This is a genomic window from Pseudoalteromonas sp. RB2-MNA-CIBAN-0110, assembly GCF_040309305.1.
Lineage (GTDB): Bacteria > Pseudomonadota > Gammaproteobacteria > Enterobacterales > Alteromonadaceae > Pseudoalteromonas > Pseudoalteromonas arctica.
This window is the reverse complement of the sequence record NZ_JBEOOQ010000031.1, coordinates 41,844-60,795: the sequence shown is the minus strand read 5'-3', so window position 1 is coordinate 60,795 and position 18,952 is coordinate 41,844. Positions and strand designations below refer to the sequence as shown.

26 protein-coding genes are annotated in these 18,952 nt (G+C 40.4%); 8 read left to right on the top strand and 18 right to left on the bottom strand.

Going from position 1 to position 18,952, the window contains the following annotated elements; genetic code table 11:
• Positions 1 to 1,007: 1,007 nt before the first annotated feature.
• The 18 genes from rplQ to AAEY68_RS14855 all read right to left on the bottom strand — a co-directional run bounded on the left by rplQ (position 1,008) and on the right by AAEY68_RS14855 (position 11,727).
• Entirely contained in the window at positions 1,008 to 1,409 is a 402-nt protein-coding gene (gene rplQ, locus AAEY68_RS14940; protein WP_002959450.1) for a 50S ribosomal protein L17, read from the bottom strand.
• Positions 1,410 to 1,448: 39 nt separating this feature from the next.
• Positions 1,449 to 2,435: a DNA-directed RNA polymerase subunit alpha gene (locus tag AAEY68_RS14935; protein WP_002959452.1), complete on the bottom strand. Its 987-nt coding sequence runs from the start codon at positions 2,433 to 2,435 to the stop codon at positions 1,449 to 1,451.
• Positions 2,436 to 2,459: 24 nt separating this feature from the next.
• On the bottom strand, positions 2,460 to 3,080 hold the full coding sequence (gene rpsD / locus AAEY68_RS14930) for a 30S ribosomal protein S4 (RefSeq protein ID WP_002959461.1): 621 nt from the start codon (positions 3,078 to 3,080) through the stop codon (positions 2,460 to 2,462).
• 21 nt (positions 3,081 to 3,101) lie between these two features.
• Positions 3,102 to 3,488: a 30S ribosomal protein S11 gene (gene rpsK, locus AAEY68_RS14925; protein WP_002959471.1), complete on the bottom strand. Its 387-nt coding sequence runs from the start codon at positions 3,486 to 3,488 to the stop codon at positions 3,102 to 3,104.
• Between the two features lie 12 nt (positions 3,489 to 3,500).
• A complete protein-coding gene (rpsM, locus tag AAEY68_RS14920) occupies positions 3,501 to 3,857 on the bottom strand; it encodes a 30S ribosomal protein S13 (protein WP_007584664.1) in 357 nt (118 codons plus the stop codon).
• Between the two features lie 124 nt (positions 3,858 to 3,981).
• Positions 3,982 to 4,095, bottom strand: coding sequence for a 50S ribosomal protein L36 (gene rpmJ / locus AAEY68_RS14915; RefSeq protein WP_002959476.1), 114 nt, complete (start codon positions 4,093 to 4,095; stop codon positions 3,982 to 3,984).
• 22 nt (positions 4,096 to 4,117) lie between these two features.
• Positions 4,118 to 5,446 carry a preprotein translocase subunit SecY gene (gene secY / locus AAEY68_RS14910; protein WP_007584663.1) on the bottom strand — a complete coding sequence of 443 codons (1,329 nt, stop codon included), beginning with the start codon at positions 5,444 to 5,446 and terminating at the stop codon, positions 4,118 to 4,120.
• A gap of 10 nt (positions 5,447 to 5,456) precedes the next feature.
• Positions 5,457 to 5,891 (bottom strand): 50S ribosomal protein L15, encoded by a 435-nt coding sequence (gene rplO / locus AAEY68_RS14905; protein ID WP_002959480.1) that lies wholly within the window; start codon positions 5,889 to 5,891, stop codon positions 5,457 to 5,459.
• 4 nt (positions 5,892 to 5,895) lie between these two features.
• A complete protein-coding gene (gene rpmD / locus AAEY68_RS14900; RefSeq protein ID WP_002959482.1) occupies positions 5,896 to 6,078 on the bottom strand; it encodes a 50S ribosomal protein L30 in 183 nt (60 codons plus the stop codon).
• A 2-nt stretch (positions 6,079 to 6,080) separates the two neighbouring features.
• Positions 6,081 to 6,587: a 30S ribosomal protein S5 gene (rpsE, locus tag AAEY68_RS14895; RefSeq protein ID WP_002959485.1), complete on the bottom strand. Its 507-nt coding sequence runs from the start codon at positions 6,585 to 6,587 to the stop codon at positions 6,081 to 6,083.
• Between the two features lie 9 nt (positions 6,588 to 6,596).
• Positions 6,597 to 6,947: a 50S ribosomal protein L18 gene (gene rplR, locus AAEY68_RS14890; protein ID WP_002959486.1), complete on the bottom strand. Its 351-nt coding sequence runs from the start codon at positions 6,945 to 6,947 to the stop codon at positions 6,597 to 6,599.
• 9 nt (positions 6,948 to 6,956) lie between these two features.
• Positions 6,957 to 7,490 carry a 50S ribosomal protein L6 gene (gene rplF, locus AAEY68_RS14885; protein WP_002959488.1) on the bottom strand — a complete coding sequence of 178 codons (534 nt, stop codon included), beginning with the start codon at positions 7,488 to 7,490 and terminating at the stop codon, positions 6,957 to 6,959.
• Between the two features lie 13 nt (positions 7,491 to 7,503).
• A complete protein-coding gene (gene rpsH, locus AAEY68_RS14880) occupies positions 7,504 to 7,896 on the bottom strand; it encodes a 30S ribosomal protein S8 (protein WP_007584660.1) in 393 nt (130 codons plus the stop codon).
• Positions 7,897 to 7,917: 21 nt separating this feature from the next.
• Positions 7,918 to 8,223, bottom strand: a complete 306-nt coding sequence (gene rpsN / locus AAEY68_RS14875) for a 30S ribosomal protein S14 (RefSeq protein WP_010554914.1) — start codon at positions 8,221 to 8,223, stop codon at positions 7,918 to 7,920.
• 10 nt (positions 8,224 to 8,233) lie between these two features.
• Positions 8,234 to 8,773 (bottom strand): 50S ribosomal protein L5, encoded by a 540-nt coding sequence (rplE, locus tag AAEY68_RS14870; protein WP_010554915.1) that lies wholly within the window; start codon positions 8,771 to 8,773, stop codon positions 8,234 to 8,236.
• Positions 8,774 to 8,789: 16 nt separating this feature from the next.
• Positions 8,790 to 9,104, bottom strand: a complete 315-nt coding sequence (gene rplX / locus AAEY68_RS14865; protein WP_002959496.1) for a 50S ribosomal protein L24 — start codon at positions 9,102 to 9,104, stop codon at positions 8,790 to 8,792.
• A 10-nt stretch (positions 9,105 to 9,114) separates the two neighbouring features.
• On the bottom strand, positions 9,115 to 9,483 hold the full coding sequence (gene rplN / locus AAEY68_RS14860; RefSeq protein WP_002959498.1) for a 50S ribosomal protein L14: 369 nt from the start codon (positions 9,481 to 9,483) through the stop codon (positions 9,115 to 9,117).
• 273 nt (positions 9,484 to 9,756) lie between these two features.
• Entirely contained in the window at positions 9,757 to 11,727 is a 1,971-nt protein-coding gene (locus AAEY68_RS14855) for an AsmA family protein (RefSeq protein ID WP_024594261.1), read from the bottom strand.
• Positions 11,728 to 11,960: 233 nt separating this feature from the next.
• Here AAEY68_RS14855 and AAEY68_RS14850 point away from each other — a divergent pair, with 233 nt between their 5' ends.
• The 8 genes from AAEY68_RS14850 (at position 11,961) to AAEY68_RS14815 (ending at position 18,945) form a co-directional block, all read left to right on the top strand.
• The gene (locus AAEY68_RS14850; protein ID WP_024594262.1) at positions 11,961 to 12,386 is read left to right on the top strand and encodes a hypothetical protein; all 426 of its coding nucleotides are present in this window, start codon (positions 11,961 to 11,963) and stop codon (positions 12,384 to 12,386) included.
• An 8-nt stretch (positions 12,387 to 12,394) separates the two neighbouring features.
• The gene (locus AAEY68_RS14845; protein WP_024594263.1) at positions 12,395 to 12,595 is read left to right on the top strand and encodes a helix-turn-helix transcriptional regulator; all 201 of its coding nucleotides are present in this window, start codon (positions 12,395 to 12,397) and stop codon (positions 12,593 to 12,595) included.
• A gap of 155 nt (positions 12,596 to 12,750) precedes the next feature.
• The gene (locus tag AAEY68_RS14840) at positions 12,751 to 13,914 is read left to right on the top strand and encodes a hypothetical protein (protein ID WP_024594264.1); all 1,164 of its coding nucleotides are present in this window, start codon (positions 12,751 to 12,753) and stop codon (positions 13,912 to 13,914) included.
• 277 nt (positions 13,915 to 14,191) lie between these two features.
• Positions 14,192 to 14,878: a TorF family putative porin gene (locus tag AAEY68_RS14835; protein WP_024591363.1), complete on the top strand. Its 687-nt coding sequence runs from the start codon at positions 14,192 to 14,194 to the stop codon at positions 14,876 to 14,878.
• 192 nt (positions 14,879 to 15,070) lie between these two features.
• Positions 15,071 to 15,784: a YIP1 family protein gene (locus AAEY68_RS14830; protein ID WP_024594265.1), complete on the top strand. Its 714-nt coding sequence runs from the start codon at positions 15,071 to 15,073 to the stop codon at positions 15,782 to 15,784.
• A gap of 56 nt (positions 15,785 to 15,840) precedes the next feature.
• Positions 15,841 to 17,007: an efflux RND transporter periplasmic adaptor subunit gene (locus tag AAEY68_RS14825; protein ID WP_024594266.1), complete on the top strand. Its 1,167-nt coding sequence runs from the start codon at positions 15,841 to 15,843 to the stop codon at positions 17,005 to 17,007.
• Entirely contained in the window at positions 17,007 to 17,714 is a 708-nt protein-coding gene (locus tag AAEY68_RS14820; protein ID WP_024594267.1) for an ABC transporter ATP-binding protein, read from the top strand. The genes AAEY68_RS14825 and AAEY68_RS14820 overlap by 1 nt, the downstream gene beginning before the upstream one ends.
• Complete coding sequence (locus tag AAEY68_RS14815; protein WP_024594268.1) at positions 17,707 to 18,945, top strand: ABC transporter permease; 1,239 nt, start codon at positions 17,707 to 17,709, stop codon at positions 18,943 to 18,945. The genes AAEY68_RS14820 and AAEY68_RS14815 overlap by 8 nt, the downstream gene beginning before the upstream one ends.
• Positions 18,946 to 18,952 lie beyond the last annotated feature (7 nt).

Here is an 18,952-nt window from a genome sequence, read left to right as displayed (position 1 = left end):
GTTGGTCACTCAGTTTTCAATTGAGACTCTAATTTGTTTGCCTCGCTACCTAAGTAGGTTGGCTGTTAGAACTCAATTTGTACGAGTGCCCACACAGATGATTGCTTTATATTGTTAAAGAACGTTGCGATTATAAAGTTAAACTTTATCTCGCTAGGGCTGCGCATATTACGCTTTCCTATTTTTTTGTCAACACTTAAATTTAAACTTTCTAAAAAGATTCAAACTAAGTTTTACTTAACACCCTGAGTTGTTCATGCCTCGCTATGCGTTGGCGTTTCCCGTCTCAGTGGGGTCGCATTATAGGGGGATCCGAAAACAGATCAACCCTTTTTTGAAGAAAACTTGAAATAATGTGCTGTTCGCTGAGTATTTGAGCTAAACGCTCAAAAACACAACTAAACTACCATTATTAATAGGTTCATAGAGCTATCTGAAATGAAAGTTGTGGCAACTACTAACGGGTAGAGACATATTTCGATCATCGATGCGGAAAAAACAACCAATAGAGCAAGAGTCGTATTCCTATAATCATTTAAATTAATCAAAAGCTGAGAATTAAATTGATCAGCCTATGTTTAATAATAGTTTTACATATTTTAGGAGGAAGTTTACTTAGGCCGTAATGGTTAACTTTACTCTGAGGTTCTTAGTACCGGTATATATATAAGAGTACGCACGTTATATCTTTTAATCAGCTCTATAAGTAGAAACTTCGTTAGGGATTGCTCTAATTGTAGCTCAATTCGCGGCGGTATTATTAATAGCTGTAAATCACAATATATAGTGGAAATGATCTTTAACTAGAATCTGATAGGCTATTTTGAATGAATGGTAAATAAAGAGTAATTAGGTAGAGCTATTAAAGCAGCTGTCAAAACAACTTATCAATTCAGAATCTATGAGTCATTGCCCATAATAGAAGGTAATTACTGGTTCATATAGTTTGACAAATTTTAGGCAAGAAAAAGCCGAGCATAGGCTCGGCTTTTAGGTTTCTTTAAGACTTACTCTGCAGACTGTGCGTCTTCTTGAACTGCTTCGCTAGTCGCTGGGCGACCAACTAGTTCAATATAAGCCATTGGTGCATTATCACCAGTACGGAAGCCACACTTAAGAATACGAGTGTAACCACCTGGACGATCCGCGTTACGTGGACCGATTTCACTGAATAATTTACCAACAACTTCATTATCACGCGTGCGAGCAAACGCTAAACGGCGATTTGCTACACTGTCAGTCTTAGCCAGTGTGATTAAAGGTTCAATTACACGACGTAACTCTTTCGCTTTAGGCAAAGTAGTTTTGATGATTTCATGTTTCACCAAAGAACCTGCCATATTGCTAAACATCGCTTTACGATGGCTACTGTTACGGTTTAATTGACGACCACTCTTACGATGGCGCATGACCCTATCCTTCTAACTAAACTAATATAGTGATTTAGATTATTCAGCTAAACTTGCAGGTGGCCAATTTTCTAGGCGCATGCCCAGAGAAAGTCCACGTGAAGCTAGCACGTCTTTAATTTCAGTTAGAGACTTCTTACCTAAATTAGGTGTTTTAAGAAGCTCAACTTCAGTGCGCTGAACTAAATCACCGATATATTGAATTTGCTCGGCTTTCAAACAATTTGCTGAGCGTACTGTTAATTCAAGGTCATCAACTGGACGAAGTAGAATAGGATCGAATTCTGGCTTCTCTTCTTTCTCTTCTGGCTCAGTTACATCACGTAAATCTACGAATGCATCTAATTGCTCAGCTAAGATAGTAGACGCACGGCGGATCGCTTCTTCTGGATCTAAAGTGCCGTTTGTTTCCATATCAATGATTAACTTGTCTAAATCTGTACGTTGCTCAACTCGAGCTGATTCAACCGAGTACGCAATACGTTCAACTGGGCTAAATGATGCATCAAGCAACAATCTACCAATTGGACGCTCATCGTCATCAGAGGATAAACGACTAGATGCCGGCACATAACCACGACCACGTTCAACACGAATACGCATGCTGATCTCGCTGTTATTTGTAGTTAAATTACAAATAACGTGATCTGGATTAGCAATTGTTACATCGCCATCGTGCTGAATATCAGCCGCAGTAACAGGGCCTACACCAGATTTAGTCAGGGTCAGAAAAACTTCATCTTTGCCTTCTAACGTTACTGCTAAACCTTTAAGGTTTAATAGTATTTCAATGATGTCTTCTTGAACGCCTTCTTTCGCGCTGTACTCATGTAATACACCGTCGATTTCAACTTCAGTTACTGCACATCCAGGCATAGATGAAAGTAATATACGGCGTAAAGCATTACCCAGAGTATGGCCAAAGCCACGCTCTAATGGTTCTAAAACTATTTTAGAACGCGTTGGGTTGATAGCGTCGATGTCGACTAACCTTGGTTTTAGAAATTCTGTAACAGAACCCTGCATTTTATCCTCTCTTAACTCTTAACTTTACTTAGAGTAAAGTTCGACGATTAGTTGTTCATTAATGTCCGCAGACAGGTCTGAACGCTCAGGTAGACGCTTAAAGCTGCCTTCCAATTTCTTACCGTCAACTTCAACCCAAGTCGGCTTTTCACGTTGCTCAGCCAACTCTAGAGCAGCGATGATACGTGCTTGTGTCTTAGACTTCTCACGGATTACAACAGTATCTTCTGGAGTAATTACGTATGAAGGAATGTTCACAACACGACCATTAACTAAAATCGCTTTATGGCTTACTAACTGACGTGCTTCTGCACGTGTGCTAGCAAAACCCATGCGATATACAACATTGTCTAAACGTTGCTCTAAAAGCTGTAACAAGTTTTCACCTGTATTACCTTTAAGGCGAGCAGCTTCTTTGTAGTAGTTACGGAATTGCTTTTCTAATACACCGTATATACGACGTACTTTTTGCTTTTCACGTAATTGTAAACCGTAATCAGATAAACGACCTTTACGGGCGCCGTGCTGACCAGGTGCAGTCTCAAGTTTACACTTAGAGTCGATAGCTCTTACGCCGCTCTTAAGGAACAGGTCAGTACCTTCACGACGACTCAGCTTGAGCTTAGGGCCCAAATATCTTGCCATGTTATTTCTCCTAACCTATTGTTAAACGCGACGTTTCTTCGGTGGACGACAACCATTATGTGGTATAGGCGTCACGTCAGTAATGTTGGTAATACGGTAACCAGCAGCATTCAAAGCACGTACAGCAGATTCACGACCTGGACCTGGACCTTTGATGAAAACTTCTAGATTTTTTAAACCGTATTCTTGAGCAGCAGTACCTGCACGCTCTGCAGCAACCTGAGCAGCAAATGGTGTAGATTTACGTGAACCACGGAAACCTGAACCACCGGCAGTAGCCCATGATAGTGCATTACCTTGACGGTCGGTAATCGTTACAATAGTGTTGTTGAAAGACGCATGAACATGAGCCATACCATCAGCAACTTGTTTTTTAACCTTTTTACGACGAATTGGTGTCTTAGCCATAATACTATCCCCTTATCGCTTAATAGGCTTACGAGGACCCTTGCGGGTGCGCGCGTTAGTCTTAGTTCTTTGACCACGTAGTGGTAAAGAGCGACGGTGACGTAGGCCACGATAACAACCAAGGTCCATAAGGCGCTTGATATTTAAAGTAACTTCACGACGAAGATCACCTTCAACAGTGTACTTGCCAACTGCATCACGCAGTACGTCAAGAATTTCGTCTGAAAGTTCACCGATTTTTGTGGTTTCGGCGATACCAGTCGCTACTAAGATAGCCTTAGAGCGAGTCTTACCTATGCCATAAATAGCTGTTAAACCAATAACTGCATGTTTATGATCAGGGACGTTAATGCCAGCAATACGGGCCACTAACACATCTCCTATATTCGAATTTGGTAATCATCTGTTTGAAAAGCCCGTAAGGATACTCAAACGAAGACCAAATTACTACTAAAAACACAGGCCGAGAAAACTCAGCCTGCACGCTGTTTACTTAACCTTGCCTTTGCTTATGCTTAGGCTCACTGCAAATTACGCGTACTACACCAGCACGTTTAATAACTTTACAGTTACGGCATATTTTCTTAACGGAAGCACGTACTTTCATTGCTCAACTCCGTAAACTGACCTTATCGACCGTAGCCTTTAAGGTTCGCTTTTTTCAGCACAGAATCATACTGATGAGACATCAGGTGAGTCTGTACTTGTGCCATAAAGTCCATGATCACTACAACGATAATCAAAACTGATGTACCGCCGAAGTAGAATGGCGTTTGCCACGCCATCGTCATGAATTCAGGCACCAGACAGATAAAGGTTATATACAAAGCACCTGCCAATGTCAGGCGTGTCATCACTTTATCAATGTATTTAGATGTCTGCTCACCTGGACGAATACCTGGGATAAATGCGCCAGATTTCTTAAGGTTATCTGCTGTTTCACGTGGGTTAAAAACCAACGCTGTGTAGAAAAAGCAGAAGAAGATAATAGCCGCAGCTAAAACAAGTGAGTACAACGGTTGACCTGGGGTCAACGTAGTAGCAACAGCTTGTAATACATCAGCGACTGGACCTTCACCTTGGCCGAACCAGCTAGCAATTGTACCAGGGAACAGAATTATACTGCTAGCGAAGATTGGTGGAATAACACCCGCCATATTTACTTTTAGTGGTAAATGCGTGCTTTGAGCAGCAAATACTTGACGACCTTGTTGGCGTTTAGCGTAGTTAACAACAATACGACGTTGTCCACGTTCGAAAAACACTACAAGATAAGTAACAGCGAATACGATTACCGCAACCATCAACAGTACAAAAACATTCAAATCACCTTGGCGCGCCATTTCGACTGTCGAACCAATAGCAGACGGCAAGTTAGCTACAATACCAACAAATATTAGAACAGAGATACCGTTACCGATACCGCGCTCTGTTATTTGTTCACCCAACCACATAAGGAACATAGTACCAGTTACTAAACTCACCACTGCGGTGAAATAGAAACCCATACCAGGGTTAACAACTAACCCCTCCATCATGCCCGGTAAGCTAGAAGCAATACCGATTGATTGAATAGTAGCTAGCACAAGCGTGCCATAGCGTGTGTACTGGCTAATTTTTTTACGCCCTTGCTCACCTTCTTTCTTAAGCTCTATAAACGGAGGATACATATGCGTTAATAGTTGCGTAATAATCGAAGCCGAGATATAGGGCATAATACCCAGTGCTAACACTGAAGCTCGCTCAAGTGCACCACCACTGAACATGTTGAACATCTCAACAATGGTGCCCTTTTGTTGCTCGAAGAAATCGGCAAGTACAGCGGCGTCAATCCCAGGGATCGGCACAAATGAACCTAGACGGTAAATTATGATAGCACCCAATACGAAGAGTAATCGGCGCTTCAATTCCGAAAGTCCACCTTGTGCACTTTTTGTATCTTGACCTGGTTTAGCCATTAGTACTTCCTTAGTCTTCTACCTTGCCTCCGGCAGCTTCAATAGCTTCGCGAGCACCTTTAGAGGCTTTAAGGCCTTTAACGGTAACAGCGCGTGAAACTTCGCCAGATTTAACAACTTTAACGAAAAGAACGTTCTTTTTAACTAGACCAGCTGCTTGTAACGCGCTTAGGTCTACCACATCGCCTTCTACTTTAGCGATTTCAAAAAGGTTTATTTCTGCAGATACTAAAGATTTGCGAGAAGTAAAACCAAATTTAGGTAGACGACGTTGCATAGGCATTTGACCGCCTTCAAAACCAACGCGTACTTTGCCGCCAGAACGTGATTTTTGACCTTTGTGACCACGGCCGCCAGTCTTACCTAGACCAGAACCGATACCACGACCAACACGTTTTGGAGCAGTTTTTGAACCTGCAGCAGGTGAAAGTGTATTCAAATGCATCGAATTAACCCTCTACCTTAACCATGTAAGAAACCTTGTTTATCATACCACGTACACATGCTGTGTCTTCTAACTCAACAGTGTGGTTGATACGACGTAAACCAAGACCGCGTAATGTAGCTTTATGTTTCGGTAAACGACCGATAGAGCTTTTTACTTGTGTTACTTTTACAGTTTGATTTGCCATGGTTACCCCAGTATTTCGTCTACGCGAAGGCCACGTTTAGCAGCGATTGACTGTGGAGAATTCATATTCTCAAGAGCCGAAATCGTTGCACGTACCACGTTGATCGGGTTAGTAGAACCGTAACATTTAGAAAGTACGTTCTGCACACCAGTAACTTCTAGTACTGCACGCATAGCACCACCTGCAATGATACCAGTACCTTCAGATGCTGGTTTCATGAACACTAGTGAGCCAGCATGACGTCCCTTAACAGGATGCTGTAATGTGTTGCCATTTAGGTCTACGTTGATCATGTTACGACGTGCTTTTTCCATTGCTTTTTGAATAGCAGCTGGAACTTCACGTGCTTTACCATAACCGAAACCTACTTTACCTGCGCCATCACCAACTACAGTTAGTGCAGTAAAGCTAAAGATACGACCACCTTTAACTACTTTAGACACACGGTTCACCGCGATTAGCTTTTCAGCTAGATCAGGCTGTTGTTGCTTTGCTTCTACGTTAGCCATAGTCTACTCCTAGAATTGCAAACCGGCTTCACGCGCAGCATCAGCTAGCGCCTTCACACGGCCGTGATATTTAAAGCCACTGCGATCAAAAGCAATCTTTTCGATGCCTTTGTCAGCCGCACGTTCAGCAACCGCTTTGCCAACTGCTTGCGCAGCTTCAACGTTACCGGTGCCTTTAACTGTTTCGCTAATAGCCTTTTCAACAGTAGAAGCAGCAGCCAGTACATTACCCTCAGCATTTACTACTTGAGCGTATATGTGACGTGGCGTGCGGTGGATAACAAGACGCGTTGTGCCTTGTTCAATATAATTTCTACGAGTGCGTTTAGCACGACGTAGACGAGCTGTTTTTTTATCCATCGTCTTACCTTACTTCTTCTTAGCCTCTTTACGGCGTACATTCTCATCTGAATAACGAACACCCTTACCTTTATAAGGCTCAGGTTTACGGTATGCACGAATGTTAGCAGCTGTTTGACCAACTAACTGCTTATCTACGCCCTTAACTAGAACTTCTGTTTGGCTTGGAGTTTCAATCGTAATTCCTTCAGGAACTGCGAAATTAACTGGGTGTGAGAAGCCAAGAGTTAAATCTAATGTTTTACCCTTAGCTGCAGCACGGTAACCCACGCCTACTAACTGAAGTTTCTTCTCGTAACCTTCATGCGTACCAACAACCATGTTGTTGATTAGAGCGCGAGCAGTACCTGCTTGAGCCCATGCATTAGCTACGCCATCACGAGGTAAAGTAGTAATAACGTTGTCATTAACTTGTACTTCAACAGCGTTGTTGATAGTACGAGTAAGTTCACCGTTTTTGCCTTTAACTGTGATTTCCTGGCCTTTTAATGTAACTTCTACACCGGCAGGAACAGTAATTGGTGCCTTTGCTATGCGAGACATAGTTCCCCTCCGATTAAGCTACAAAACCAATGATTTCACCACCAACACCAGCACTACGTGCTGTGCGGTCTGTCATTAGGCCTTTAGAAGTTGATACGATAGCGATACCAAGACCACCCATTACCTTAGGTAATTGGTCACGTTTCTTATAGATACGTAGACCAGGGCGACTTACACGCTGGATATTTTCAATTACAGCTTTGCCTTCGAAGTACTTCAACTCGATAGAAAGCTCAGGTTTAGTTTCACCGTTAACGGCGAAATCTACGATATAACCTTCGTCTTTTAGTACTTTAGCTAATGCTACTTTCAGCTTTGAAGTTGGCATCGTTACAGATACTTTCTTCGCTGATTGACCGTTACGAATTCGTGTAAACAAATCCGCGATAGGATCTTGCAAGCTCATAGTCTTACTCCCATGATTCTATTACCAGCTAGCCTTTTTAAGGCCAGGAATTTCACCGCGCATAGCTGCTTCGCGAACTTTAATACGGCTCATGCCGAATTTGCGAAGGAAACCATGTGGGCGGCCCGTAATGTTACAACGATTACGTTGACGTGCAGGGCTAGAATCACGAGGTAAAGCTTGTAGCTTAAGTACCGCGTCCCAACGATCATCTTCAGATGTATTAACATCACTGATGATAGCTTTTAGTGCCGCGCGCTTTTCAGCGAACTGAGCAACTAGTTTTGTGCGCTTTGCTTCGCGCGCTTTCATAGAATTCTTTGCCATAACCCTACCCTTATTTCTTAAATGGGAAGTTAAACGCTTCTAACAACGCACGGCCTTCCTCATCAGATTTCGCAGAAGTAGTGATAGTAATATCCATACCGCGTACACGGTCTACTTTATCGTAATCGATTTCTGGGAAGATGATTTGTTCACGTACGCCCATGCTGTAGTTGCCACGTCCATCAAAAGACTTAGCACTTACGCCACGGAAGTCACGAATACGTGGGATAGCGATTGATACCAAACGCTCAAAAAAGTCCCACATACGCTCGCCGCGTAGGGTTACTTTACAACCAATCGGGTAACCTTCACGCACTTTGAAGCCAGCAACAGATTTGCGTGCTTTAGTGATTAGAGGTTTCTGACCAGAGATTGCTGCTAGATCCGCTACTGCGTTATCTAAAATCTTCTTGTCAGCTAGGGCTTCGCCCACGCCCATATTCAATGTGATCTTTTCGATCTGAGGGACTTGCATGACAGAGCTGAAACCAAACTTCTCTTGAAGTTCCGCAACTACTTTGTCTTTATATACTTCATGCAGTTTCGCCATCATTCTACTCCAACTATTAGATAGTTTTACCAGTAGATTTAAAGATACGTAATTTCTTACCATCTTCAATCTTGAAACCTACACGATCAGCTTTACTCGTTTCCGAGTTGAAGATCGCAACGTTTGATGCATCCATAGATGCTTCTTTCTCAACAATGCCGCCAGCTTGGTTCAATTGTGGAACCGGCTTTTGGTGTTTCTTGATCAAGTTTATGCCTTCGACAAAGATTCGACCAGATTCAGTAACAACTGAAAGCACTTTTCCGCGCTTACCTTTGTCTTTACCTGCTAGTACGATTACTTCGTCATCACGACGTATTTTTGCTGCCATGATTGGCTCCTTACAGTACTTCTGGGGCTAGTGAAACGATTTTCATGAACTTATCATTACGAAGTTCGCGAGTCACAGGGCCGAAAATACGTGTACCAATTGGCTGCAAGTTATCATTTAAGATAACAGCCGCGTTGCTGTCAAAACGGATCAAAGAACCATCTGGACGGCGAACACCTTTTCTGGTACGCACAACTACCGCGTTTTTAACATCACCTTTCTTCACTTTACCGCGAGGAATAGCTTCTTTTACAGAAACTTTAATGATGTCGCCAATCGCTGCGTAGCGACGGTGTGAACCACCAAGGACTTTTATACACTGCACTTTGCGAGCGCCGCTGTTATCAGCAACTTCCAGCTGAGTTTGCATTTGGATCATGTTAATGACCTCCGGTGTAGTAATTACAACGTGTCTAAAATTCGTTTAAAAATCAGACATTTCGATTAAATCCCAATCAAAAAACAAACGAGTTGTCTCTTAAGGGCGGGCAATTGTACCAGCATTGAGGGGGTAGTGATAGGTTATTTTTTAATTAATTTAGAGCGTATGGTTATTAAAGTTGAGTAATTACGGCTATGTAGCTATTTTACAGGTGGTTACAAAACAAACAAGGCACTATATAAGTGCCTTGTTTGTTTTAACTATAGATGATTAACCGAATAAACCTTTTAATTTATCTTTAATCTTATCCTTTGCTTTGTCTTTGGCTTTTTCTTTTGCCTCATCAACCTTCTGCTTAGCTTCATCTTTAAGCGCATTGCCTACATCAAGCTTTATACCAACATCGTGGAAAGGCCCTTTTATACGTAGTGGTATTTTAAAACCAGTGCTGTCATCAGTGGTCCCCTGTCCTTCGATTGATCCAACTATGCCTGTAACCAAACGGTAATTAACTGTTGTTTGCGGTAAATCAACATCGCCTTCACCTGATATTCTAACGAGTGGGCTAATAAGTGATAAATCAGTATTTTTACCAACACCATTAGTAAAGTTAAAACTTCCCGTTAGTGCAGAGAAATCTGTTTGCTCTGATTCTTCAAACCCGGTACCCAACCCTTCAGACGCAGCACCAAAGTTTCCTGAAATGAGTTCCTTACCTTTACGAACCATCTCAGCTATATTCGCACCTTTTACAGCTCCATCAGCAAACTCAAATCCAAGTTTTCCGTTAAGCGCACCAATAAACGACTTTTGACTTTGGCCAGTTGTGTTTAGGTTCCAATTTAAAGACCCCTTACCCATTAGCTTGTCAAAACCTGCCGCATCAGTTAATAAAGGCTGTGCATCTATACCAGCTAAGTCAAAGTTAGTTGATATTTTATAAGGTACTTGTTGTGCGTTTACATTGATAACGCCTTTACCTGACCCTTCATAAGCAGAAAAGCTATCTAGGCTTAGTTTTGCAATGCTATTTTTTAAAGCAACAGTAAATTGATTTGCGCCCAACTTAATATCGTTAGCTTTTAATCCACTTGAACGAATAACTACATTCGCATCTAGTGAATTTAACGCACTTAGATCAATTTTAGTGTCATCCCATACTATTGGCTCTGCAGGTTTATCATTTTGCTCTACTGGCTCTTCTTGTTTTGCTACTGCTTCAGGTAGGTACGGGTTTAAATCAAGCATACCTAAATCAATATCAGCATTTACAGCTAAACGCTTACCTAGGTTAAGCTCGCTCTTACCTTTTATTTCCAATGCGTCTAACGTCGCAACTAAATCTTCTAAATTAAATTTCTCACCTGCTAGGTGCATTTTACCGTTTACACTAAATGCGTTAAAAGCATTGTCTTTAGCGTCTAACTCTACACCTTGCCATTTTGCAATACTTTTAACAGACTCACCGCTTAGTGATAACTGACCTTTAATATCTTGGCCTTGCCCAGCGATGCTCCCTTCGAACGTTAGATCAACTAAACGAGAATCTAAGGTTTGTTTAACATTAAAAGTAGCACCTTCAATTGCTTTAGCAGGAGTATCTAATTTTATATCAAGCTCAAAACGCTCCTGCATATAAGTAATACCCCCTTTTACTTCTAATGTTTTACGAAGTGATGGAAGTAAAATAGCGAGTTCTAAATCACTAATTTGTTGCTTAGCACCTGTTAGACCATCTAGATAAGTAAATGTGCCGCCATAAATAGCAACCTCACCTAACTCAATATCAAAGTTATCTGGAAGCTTTATCGCTTCACCTGATTGGCTTTGCTCTTTAGGTTGCTCTGCAACTGCATCAAACAACTGCCAATTAGCTTTACCATTTTTGTCAGTTTCTAATAGGATATTTGGTTCATTTATAACAAACTTATCTAATTTAAACTCACCACCAAATAATGAAAACCAAGGTATATGTACAGCAAGCTGTTTCATACTCGCCATATCGGCGCGCGAACCTGATTCCATATTTGCAAAATGCACGTCGTTAAGTTCTAACTTTAATGCAGGGAATACGCTAAGTGTTTTATCACCTTTAATAGTAAGAGTGCGCCCAGTTGTTTGTTCTACCTGCTGCGACACTTTATTAAAAATAGTATCAGTAGGGATTAAAAACGGTGCGGCAACAATTAGTGCTATACATAGTAAAAGTATTACACCTACAATTTTAAGTAAGGTTTTCATGATCGTCCTTTCAAACGTGCAAATAATGTTCTTATCATAGCGAGTGTTAGCCTTAAAATCATTGTAGTTGATGTAAAAAAGCCACTAAAACCATTTTACCTGTTCTATATGAATCTTTCCTGAAACATTTTGATACCTTTAGGTTACAAATAAATATTGACCCGGTGATACCCCAAGGTTACATTGATACCCAGAGGTTACAAAATATCAAATACTATTACAGGATAAATATTATGAAACAACAGGATATTAAAACTGAAGAAAAGTTTATGAGTCAAAATATATGGCTTAGTATAAGCACAGGCATGGTTTGTTTACTTCTCAGTGTTTACTCACTAATAAAGCACGATAACGAAGGGTTATTATTTGTTGGATTGGGCGTTTCTTTTTATATGGTTATAGTGATTATTTACCTCATTAAAGGAGGCTTTCCGTTAAAAATGTATTTTCAATACGCTTGTAAAGATGAGTTTCTAAACACCATCGATACTAATGCCTTTAAACATACAAGTTTTGCATTTGGATTTTGCCTTCTGGGTGTTTTTTATAAAGGCGATGAAATAGCTAGCGAGGTCTCGCATGCAACTATGGCGGTATTCTACCTAGGTATCGTGCTTTTGGTATATGGCGCTTCATTGCTTTGGCAAAGTCGTGATTAGGAGTGGATATGCAAAATAACATAGCAAAGTATCGAAAAGAGGCTGGGCTTTCACAGCAAGAACTTGCTGATGCTATTAACGTGTCGCGCAAAACAATAAGTACAGTAGAAACAAACCGGTTTACGCCGTCGGTAATAATTGCTCTAAAAATAGCAAAGCATTTTAATATCTCAGTCGAAAGCCTCTTTGTACTGGATGAAAATGATTGATACATGTTAAAGCATTAGTCTCATTTTATTAGCAAAAATACCGATTTAGTCACTTCAATTACAACGTATGGAGGACAGCGCTGTTGTTATTAGCGTAATTGCGCTAAAATAGACCAGCAAAAAAATATATATCTAAACCGGAGATTCTACAAGGCATGAAAAAACTGCTAATTTCACCGTCAAAAATGACGCTAGGCGAACAAGAAAATCAAATCTATCAGAACATTCTGAAGCAATCTTCAGAGTTAAGCCTTAACCTTATGGCCGTGAAAGTAGAAAACCACCCTGATGATTTTTTACCTTGGTGTTACGAATTGCTAAGTGCAAGCAGAGATCGTATGAACTACGATTTACTAGAGTCACAGCAGTTACCAGTACTTAAGAAGCTACACGATCAGCTTATTTCAGCTATCAGCTTTTTACAGGTTAAAACTTTACGTATTGCTCCGTGGCCTGTTGTAAGTGTATTTGTAGAACAACACAAAGATGTTATTGCACTTGATGAACAGCTTCGTTTGGTAGACTACATTAAAAGCATTCGTGAACAATCTCTTAAAGATATGATTCCTGAAGACTTACTTGCGTTTAGCGGTAAGCACATGGCATCACTTGATCCAAGCACATACAACTTTGACGTTGAATGGTTTGCATCTACAAAGAGTGCAAAGAGCTTCCATCAAATGCTTGGTGATTTACCAGGTGCTTTTGACGATGCACTAGTGAATATTCCACTTGAAGGTGATATTACTCAATACGAATATCAACAATTTGTTGCTGCTTATTCAAAAATATTCACCGACAACAACGAAAAACCAACACTTGCGCCTGCAACACGACTGCTTGCAATGCGTCGCCCTGATTTATTTACTCCGATTACAAATAATCGATTAGATGCATTATGTGGTGCCCTTGGTGTTTCTAAACTTAAAAATAGTGATTTTGAGCGTTACTGGCAAGATATCGTAAAAGGTATTCAAGCTATGTCATGGTACAAAATGGCTAAACCTAGTAACGAGTTAGAAGAACAATTGGTTGCTATTAAAGCATTAATTCCATGTTTCTTTCACTACGCTGATGCTAAAACACCAGATAACTCTAACTACATTAAACTGCTAACCAAGCCTAAACGTACTACAACTACAACAGGTAAAACTCAGCGTAGAGGTAAAGAGTCTGCAGAAATATTAGTAGACCGTGCTCTTGCTGCTGACGATATTCCTGAACACATTCGCAGTAAACGTGATTCAATTGTGAGTGAAGTACAAAAAGGTCGCAGCGTAAACGAAACAATTAGCCTTATGCGCACTATATTCGGTTAAAATCTTCTAATTTAGCCGTACTTTTATGGTGCGGCTAGGTTAATTTATGCACCAGCAATGTGCGCAACATCTTCCTTCATGTTATATCCCCATCCTATTCATAAAATTCAAGCTCATGTTTTTAATAAATAAAAAATAATTTTTAATAAAAAATAATGAAGCTGGCACATACAGTGCAATTATCCCGTTAGTTAAACAATAAAAAGCCGTCAGCCTAAAGGTTCAGATTACATAATAAAAACCTTGGCGAGCAAAAATCATATAACGGGAAATGGACATGCTAAAACTAAAAAAAACCATCGCTATCAGTGCTATAGCATTAATGGGCGCAACATCTTTAACGTCAACAGCCGTACATGCTGAAGTAACAGCAAACGCAGCGGCAACATCAAACTACTTATGGCGTGGTCAAGAGCAAACTGGGGGCGATGCAGCTATTTCAGGCGGTATTGATTACGCCAATGAATCGGGCTTTTATGCAGGTACTTGGGCTTCAAATGCATCGTGGGCAGATGAAATGACCTATGAGCTTGATTTATACGCAGGCTTTGGTGGCGACATTAACGAAAGCGTTAGCTACGATGTTGGCTATATTTATTACGCTTACCCAGATGCCGCTTCTGAGGCTGACGCAGATTTCTCTGAAATTTACGGTAGCATCAGTGTTGAAGGCTTTACATTTGGTGCTTCAGTACTTGCAACATCAGCTGCAAGTGGTGATGGTACAGACTTTGGTGATTCACTTTACCTAACAGCTGATTACGGTTTTGCTGTTGGCAGTAACGGCACTGAAATGGCACTTCACTTAGGCCACTACTCTGGTGACTTTATTGGCGATGACAATATTCTAGATTACGGTGTATCAATTTCGAAAGATGGTTTCACTTTTGGTTTATCTGATACAGATATGGATGATTCAGATATTAAAGCTTACGTTGCTTATTCTGTAGACTTTAATTTATAAGAAAGAATGTGTTACTTGCTGCGACACGAAGGGCCTTTTGGCCCTTTTCTCGTTTTTGAACAAGACCCCTCACATCTGTTAACAAACCGTTACAATTGAATAAAAACAATACATACATTTTCCTTTATTCTATTACTTAGTCACTGGGCATTTATAACTGCCTAGCCATAAAATAGGTATAAAGGAATAATAATGAAATCACCTAACGCTTTTAGCGCCCTACTCGATATTTATATAAATCCTAGTAAAGCTTTCAATGGTGTTGAACACGCCAAAGGTTGGTCATGGTTAGCATTTATATGTATTACCCTTGCTAGTATCGCTAGTGTTTATATTTTTTACTCTAGTGTTGATATGCAGTTTTTGATTAATGAGCAAGTAGCAGCATCAAGTATAGATGCAACAATTGGCGAGCAAAAAGCAATTCGTCAAAGTATAGAGCTAAATGCAGAAAACCAAATTTGGTTTGCTCTGTTTGGCGGCGTAATTGCGCTGGCTATCATGAATGCACTCATGGCACTTTATTATATGCTTGTGGCTAAACAAGATCCTGAATCAGAACATAGCTACGGAGCTTGGTATGGATTCTCTACCTGGACAATGATGCCAGTTGTTATTTCAAGCCTAGGCACAATTGCTCTTGTACTAAGTGCAAGTACAGATCAAATATCTCAACAAGCCGTATTTAGCTACGCATCTATTAACCAATTAATAATAGGACTTGAAATTGGTCATCCTTTTTATAGCTTATTAGAATCAATAAACTTATTTAGCTTTTGGAGCATTGCACTGGGAATGATCGGCTTAAAATGCTGGACTAATTTTTCAACTAACAAAGCACTCCTATTCTCTGCACTTCCTTCAATCATTATTTTTGGTATTTGGGCAGTCATTGCAGCAATGTAACCACTAGATGGGGGTATGTATTGCCTCCGCATTACTTAATTCACGGATAGATAAAAATGAAAAAAGCAATAATCATCACACTCGCTGTAGGCGCATTTATAGCCCTAATTGTGTCAAAGCAAATTTCTGGCGATGAAAAACAAGCCGAAGTAAATATTGCTCAAGTAGAGCTTGGCGACATTACTGACTCAATAATGGCTTCAGGTAATTTAGTTTTTAATACACAAGTGCAATTACGCTCTGAAGTGACAGGCCGAGTCGATAAAATATTTGTTCAAGAAGGCCAAGGAGTGAAACAAGGTGACATGTTAATGCGCCTTGATACAACTGCTTTTGAATCAGAAGTTACCCGTAGTAAAGCAATCCTTCGCGCCACAGAGATTGAAATTAAACATAGTAGAACACGCCTTACTAATCTAGAGCGCCAACTTAAAAGACAAAAAGACTTATACGATGTCGGTTTAGGTAATCAAGAGAGCTACGAGAACATTGAGAGCGCACGCGATCTGGCTAAAATCGATATTGAATCACGAATAGAGTCGTACAACCAAGCACAAGCGTCACTACAAATTGCGCAAGATCGCTTAAGTAAAAGTGTATTTAGAGCTCCAATGAGCGGCTTGCTTGCATCTGTAAATATTAAAGAAGGTGAAACCGTTATAGCCGGTACTACTAATATTATTGGTTCTGATTTGATGTTAGTAGCCGATCCTAGCGCTATTTTAGCCGAGCTGCGTGTTGATGAAACCGACATTGCGAGTATTAAGCTTAACCAAAAAGCGAATATTTATGCGGCCGCATACCCTAATAAACCATTTAGCGGCACAGTAATCAATATTGGTACTTCAGCTAAAAACCAAGCCGGCTCTCAAGGTTTATCATTTAAAGTAAAAGTATTACTCGATACTACTGAGCGCCAGCTATATGCAGGAATGAGTTGTAGAGCAGAGATCGCAACAAGCATTGCCGAAAACGGTTTAAAACTTCCAATAGAAGCAATCCAAAAAGAGGACGATAAAACATTTGTATGGCGACTAAATAGTGACAACACAGTTAGCAAAATTGCCGTAACTGTTGGAATATCATCTGATATAGAGCAAGCAATTACTGACGGCTTAAATGAGGGCGACAAAATAGTTATTGGCCCTGCGCGCCCAGTAAGTCTTCTGACTGAAGGTGATGTGGTAAAACTTAAATCAGATGCAGACAAGGAAGAAGCCTAATGTCTGCGGTAATCAAGCTAGAGCATATTAATAAACAATACAAAATGGGCTCAGAGGTATTTAAGGCACTTGATGATGTAAACGTACATATAATGCAAAACGAATACGTGGCGATTATAGGACCTTCTGGTTCAGGCAAGTCGACCTTAATGAACTTACTAGGCTGTTTAGATACACCCAGCAGTGGCGAATACTACTTAAAAGATAAACTAGTAAAAAGTATGACCGAGACAGAGCTTGCTCATCAGCGTAATGAAAGTGTCGGGTTTATATTTCAAAGCTTTAACTTAATACCACGTGCAACCGCACTAGAAAATGTAATGCAGCCTTTAGTATATCGCTTTATTCCTAGTAAACAACGCAAGCAACAAGCTCTAGAAGCACTAAAGCGGGTAGGTCTCGGTGATAAAGTTAATCATTTATCTAGCCAGCTATCGGGTGGGCAACGTCAACGTGTTGCTATTGCCCGCGCTTTAGTCACAAAACCACATATATTATTAGGAGATGAACCCACAGGTAATCTTGATAGTAAAACAACCCGCGAAATTATGGATTTGTTTGATGAGCTGCATAACGAAGGTCACACTATTATTTTAGTAACACATGAGCAAGAAATTGCCGATCATTGCCAACGCGTAATTCGTTTAGTGGACGGTAAAGTGGTAAGTGATGTAACTAAAGATGAAGGAATCAAGCAACATGTTTAAATCAGCTCTTGCCATAATGGAAGGCACTAAAGCCGCTTTTTCAGCTATTAAAGCTAATGCAATGCGCAGCGCACTGACTTGCTTGGGCATTATTATTGGTGTTGCCGCCGTAGTTACTGTAGTTGCAGTAATGCAGGGTTTTACAAAGCAAATAAACGATCAACTTGCTGATATGTCGCCAGATGTAACAACAATAAAGCCTTACACCAGTATTGAACTCGAAATGGTTGGCAAAAATGCCAAGCTTACCTACGACGATTTTTTAGCTTTAAAGTCGCGTATAAAAGAAGCTGAAACGCTAACTGCCCTAATGTTTACCTGGCGCTTTTCGGGGGGAGCTGAGTATGGAAATAAAAGCCATTCATCGCGTGTTATCGGTACTGAGCAAGACTATCAAAAAGCGTATCGTACTTATCCTGAACTTGGTCGCTTTATTCGTGCTGAGGACGATGATAAGCGAAGAAGGGTCGCATTTATCGGCCCTTCAATCATAGAAAAGCTAAACCTTCCTGAAAACCCAGTAGGTGAATATATAAAGCTAGGTGGTGAATGGTTTAGAATTATTGGCGTTGCTGAAAAACAAGGTAGCTTATTTGGTTTTGACCAAGACGATTACATTAATATTCCAATTAGTACCATGAGTGCTTTAGAAGGCGGAAGTACACAAACTAATGTGCAAATTATGTTTAGACTGAATGAAGATACTAACGAAGAACAAGTGCTTGCAAAAATAACCCGTGTATTGCGCCAACTACATAAACTAAAAGAGAAAGATGAAAACGACTTTGAATTTGAAACCGCTGAAAAATCTCGTGCCCAAATAGATAAATTTACCAGCAGTGCTACTGCTATTACTGCTGGTATTGTTGGAATAAGCTTACTTGTTGGCGGTATTGGTGTTATGAATATAATGCTAGTGTCGGTAACTGAACGCACACGCGTTATTGGTACATTAAAAGCACTAGGCGCAACACCTGGTTTTATTATGCTGCAGTTTTTAGTTGAAGCCGTTGTGCTTTCACTCTTTGGTGGTTTAATAGGACTCATTATAGGATATGGCGCCGCAGGGCTTATTTCGTTTTTAGTCCCTAGTATGCCTGATGCATATATACCAGCATGGGCTGTAATACTATCGTTCGGATTTACATCAATGATTGGGATTATATTTGGTTTAGCCCCTGCTATTAAAGCAGCAAGACTAAACCCTATAGATGCACTGCGTTACGAATAACTATTTT

Excerpts from the sequence above, each read along its gene's own strand:
- AAEY68_RS14815 (WP_024594268.1), top strand. The coding sequence starts at position 17,707 with ATGTTTAAATCAGCTCTTGCCATAATGGAAGGCACTAAAGCCGCTTTT.
- AAEY68_RS14825 (WP_024594266.1), top strand. The coding sequence starts at position 15,841 with ATGAAAAAAGCAATAATCATCACACTCGCTGTAGGCGCATTTATAGCC.
- AAEY68_RS14830 (WP_024594265.1), top strand. The coding sequence starts at position 15,071 with ATGAAATCACCTAACGCTTTTAGCGCCCTACTCGATATTTATATAAAT.
- rpsH (WP_007584660.1), bottom strand. The coding sequence starts at position 7,896 with ATGAGCTTGCAAGATCCTATCGCGGATTTGTTTACACGAATTCGTAAC.
- rplR (WP_002959486.1), bottom strand. The coding sequence starts at position 6,947 with ATGGATAAAAAAACAGCTCGTCTACGTCGTGCTAAACGCACTCGTAGA.
- rpsE (WP_002959485.1), bottom strand. The coding sequence starts at position 6,587 with ATGGCTAACGTAGAAGCAAAGCAACAACAGCCTGATCTAGCTGAAAAG.
- AAEY68_RS14850 (WP_024594262.1), top strand. The coding sequence starts at position 11,961 with ATGAAACAACAGGATATTAAAACTGAAGAAAAGTTTATGAGTCAAAAT.
- AAEY68_RS14840 (WP_024594264.1), top strand. The coding sequence starts at position 12,751 with ATGAAAAAACTGCTAATTTCACCGTCAAAAATGACGCTAGGCGAACAA.
- AAEY68_RS14855 (WP_024594261.1), bottom strand. The coding sequence starts at position 11,727 with ATGAAAACCTTACTTAAAATTGTAGGTGTAATACTTTTACTATGTATA.
- AAEY68_RS14820 (WP_024594267.1), top strand. The coding sequence starts at position 17,007 with ATGTCTGCGGTAATCAAGCTAGAGCATATTAATAAACAATACAAAATG.
- rpsK (WP_002959471.1), bottom strand. The coding sequence starts at position 3,488 with ATGGCTAAGACACCAATTCGTCGTAAAAAGGTTAAAAAACAAGTTGCT.
- rplF (WP_002959488.1), bottom strand. The coding sequence starts at position 7,490 with ATGTCTCGCATAGCAAAGGCACCAATTACTGTTCCTGCCGGTGTAGAA.
- rpsD (WP_002959461.1), bottom strand. The coding sequence starts at position 3,080 with ATGGCAAGATATTTGGGCCCTAAGCTCAAGCTGAGTCGTCGTGAAGGT.
- rplO (WP_002959480.1), bottom strand. The coding sequence starts at position 5,891 with ATGCATTTGAATACACTTTCACCTGCTGCAGGTTCAAAAACTGCTCCA.
- AAEY68_RS14845 (WP_024594263.1), top strand. The coding sequence starts at position 12,395 with ATGCAAAATAACATAGCAAAGTATCGAAAAGAGGCTGGGCTTTCACAG.
- rplE (WP_010554915.1), bottom strand. The coding sequence starts at position 8,773 with ATGGCGAAACTGCATGAAGTATATAAAGACAAAGTAGTTGCGGAACTT.
- rpsN (WP_010554914.1), bottom strand. The coding sequence starts at position 8,223 with ATGGCAAAGAATTCTATGAAAGCGCGCGAAGCAAAGCGCACAAAACTA.
- rplX (WP_002959496.1), bottom strand. The coding sequence starts at position 9,104 with ATGGCAGCAAAAATACGTCGTGATGACGAAGTAATCGTACTAGCAGGT.
- rplQ (WP_002959450.1), bottom strand. The coding sequence starts at position 1,409 with ATGCGCCATCGTAAGAGTGGTCGTCAATTAAACCGTAACAGTAGCCAT.
- secY (WP_007584663.1), bottom strand. The coding sequence starts at position 5,446 with ATGGCTAAACCAGGTCAAGATACAAAAAGTGCACAAGGTGGACTTTCG.
- rpmJ (WP_002959476.1), bottom strand. The coding sequence starts at position 4,095 with ATGAAAGTACGTGCTTCCGTTAAGAAAATATGCCGTAACTGTAAAGTT.
- rpmD (WP_002959482.1), bottom strand. The coding sequence starts at position 6,078 with ATGGCAAATCAAACTGTAAAAGTAACACAAGTAAAAAGCTCTATCGGT.
- AAEY68_RS14835 (WP_024591363.1), top strand. The coding sequence starts at position 14,192 with ATGCTAAAACTAAAAAAAACCATCGCTATCAGTGCTATAGCATTAATG.
- AAEY68_RS14935 (WP_002959452.1), bottom strand. The coding sequence starts at position 2,435 with ATGCAGGGTTCTGTTACAGAATTTCTAAAACCAAGGTTAGTCGACATC.
- rplN (WP_002959498.1), bottom strand. The coding sequence starts at position 9,483 with ATGATCCAAATGCAAACTCAGCTGGAAGTTGCTGATAACAGCGGCGCT.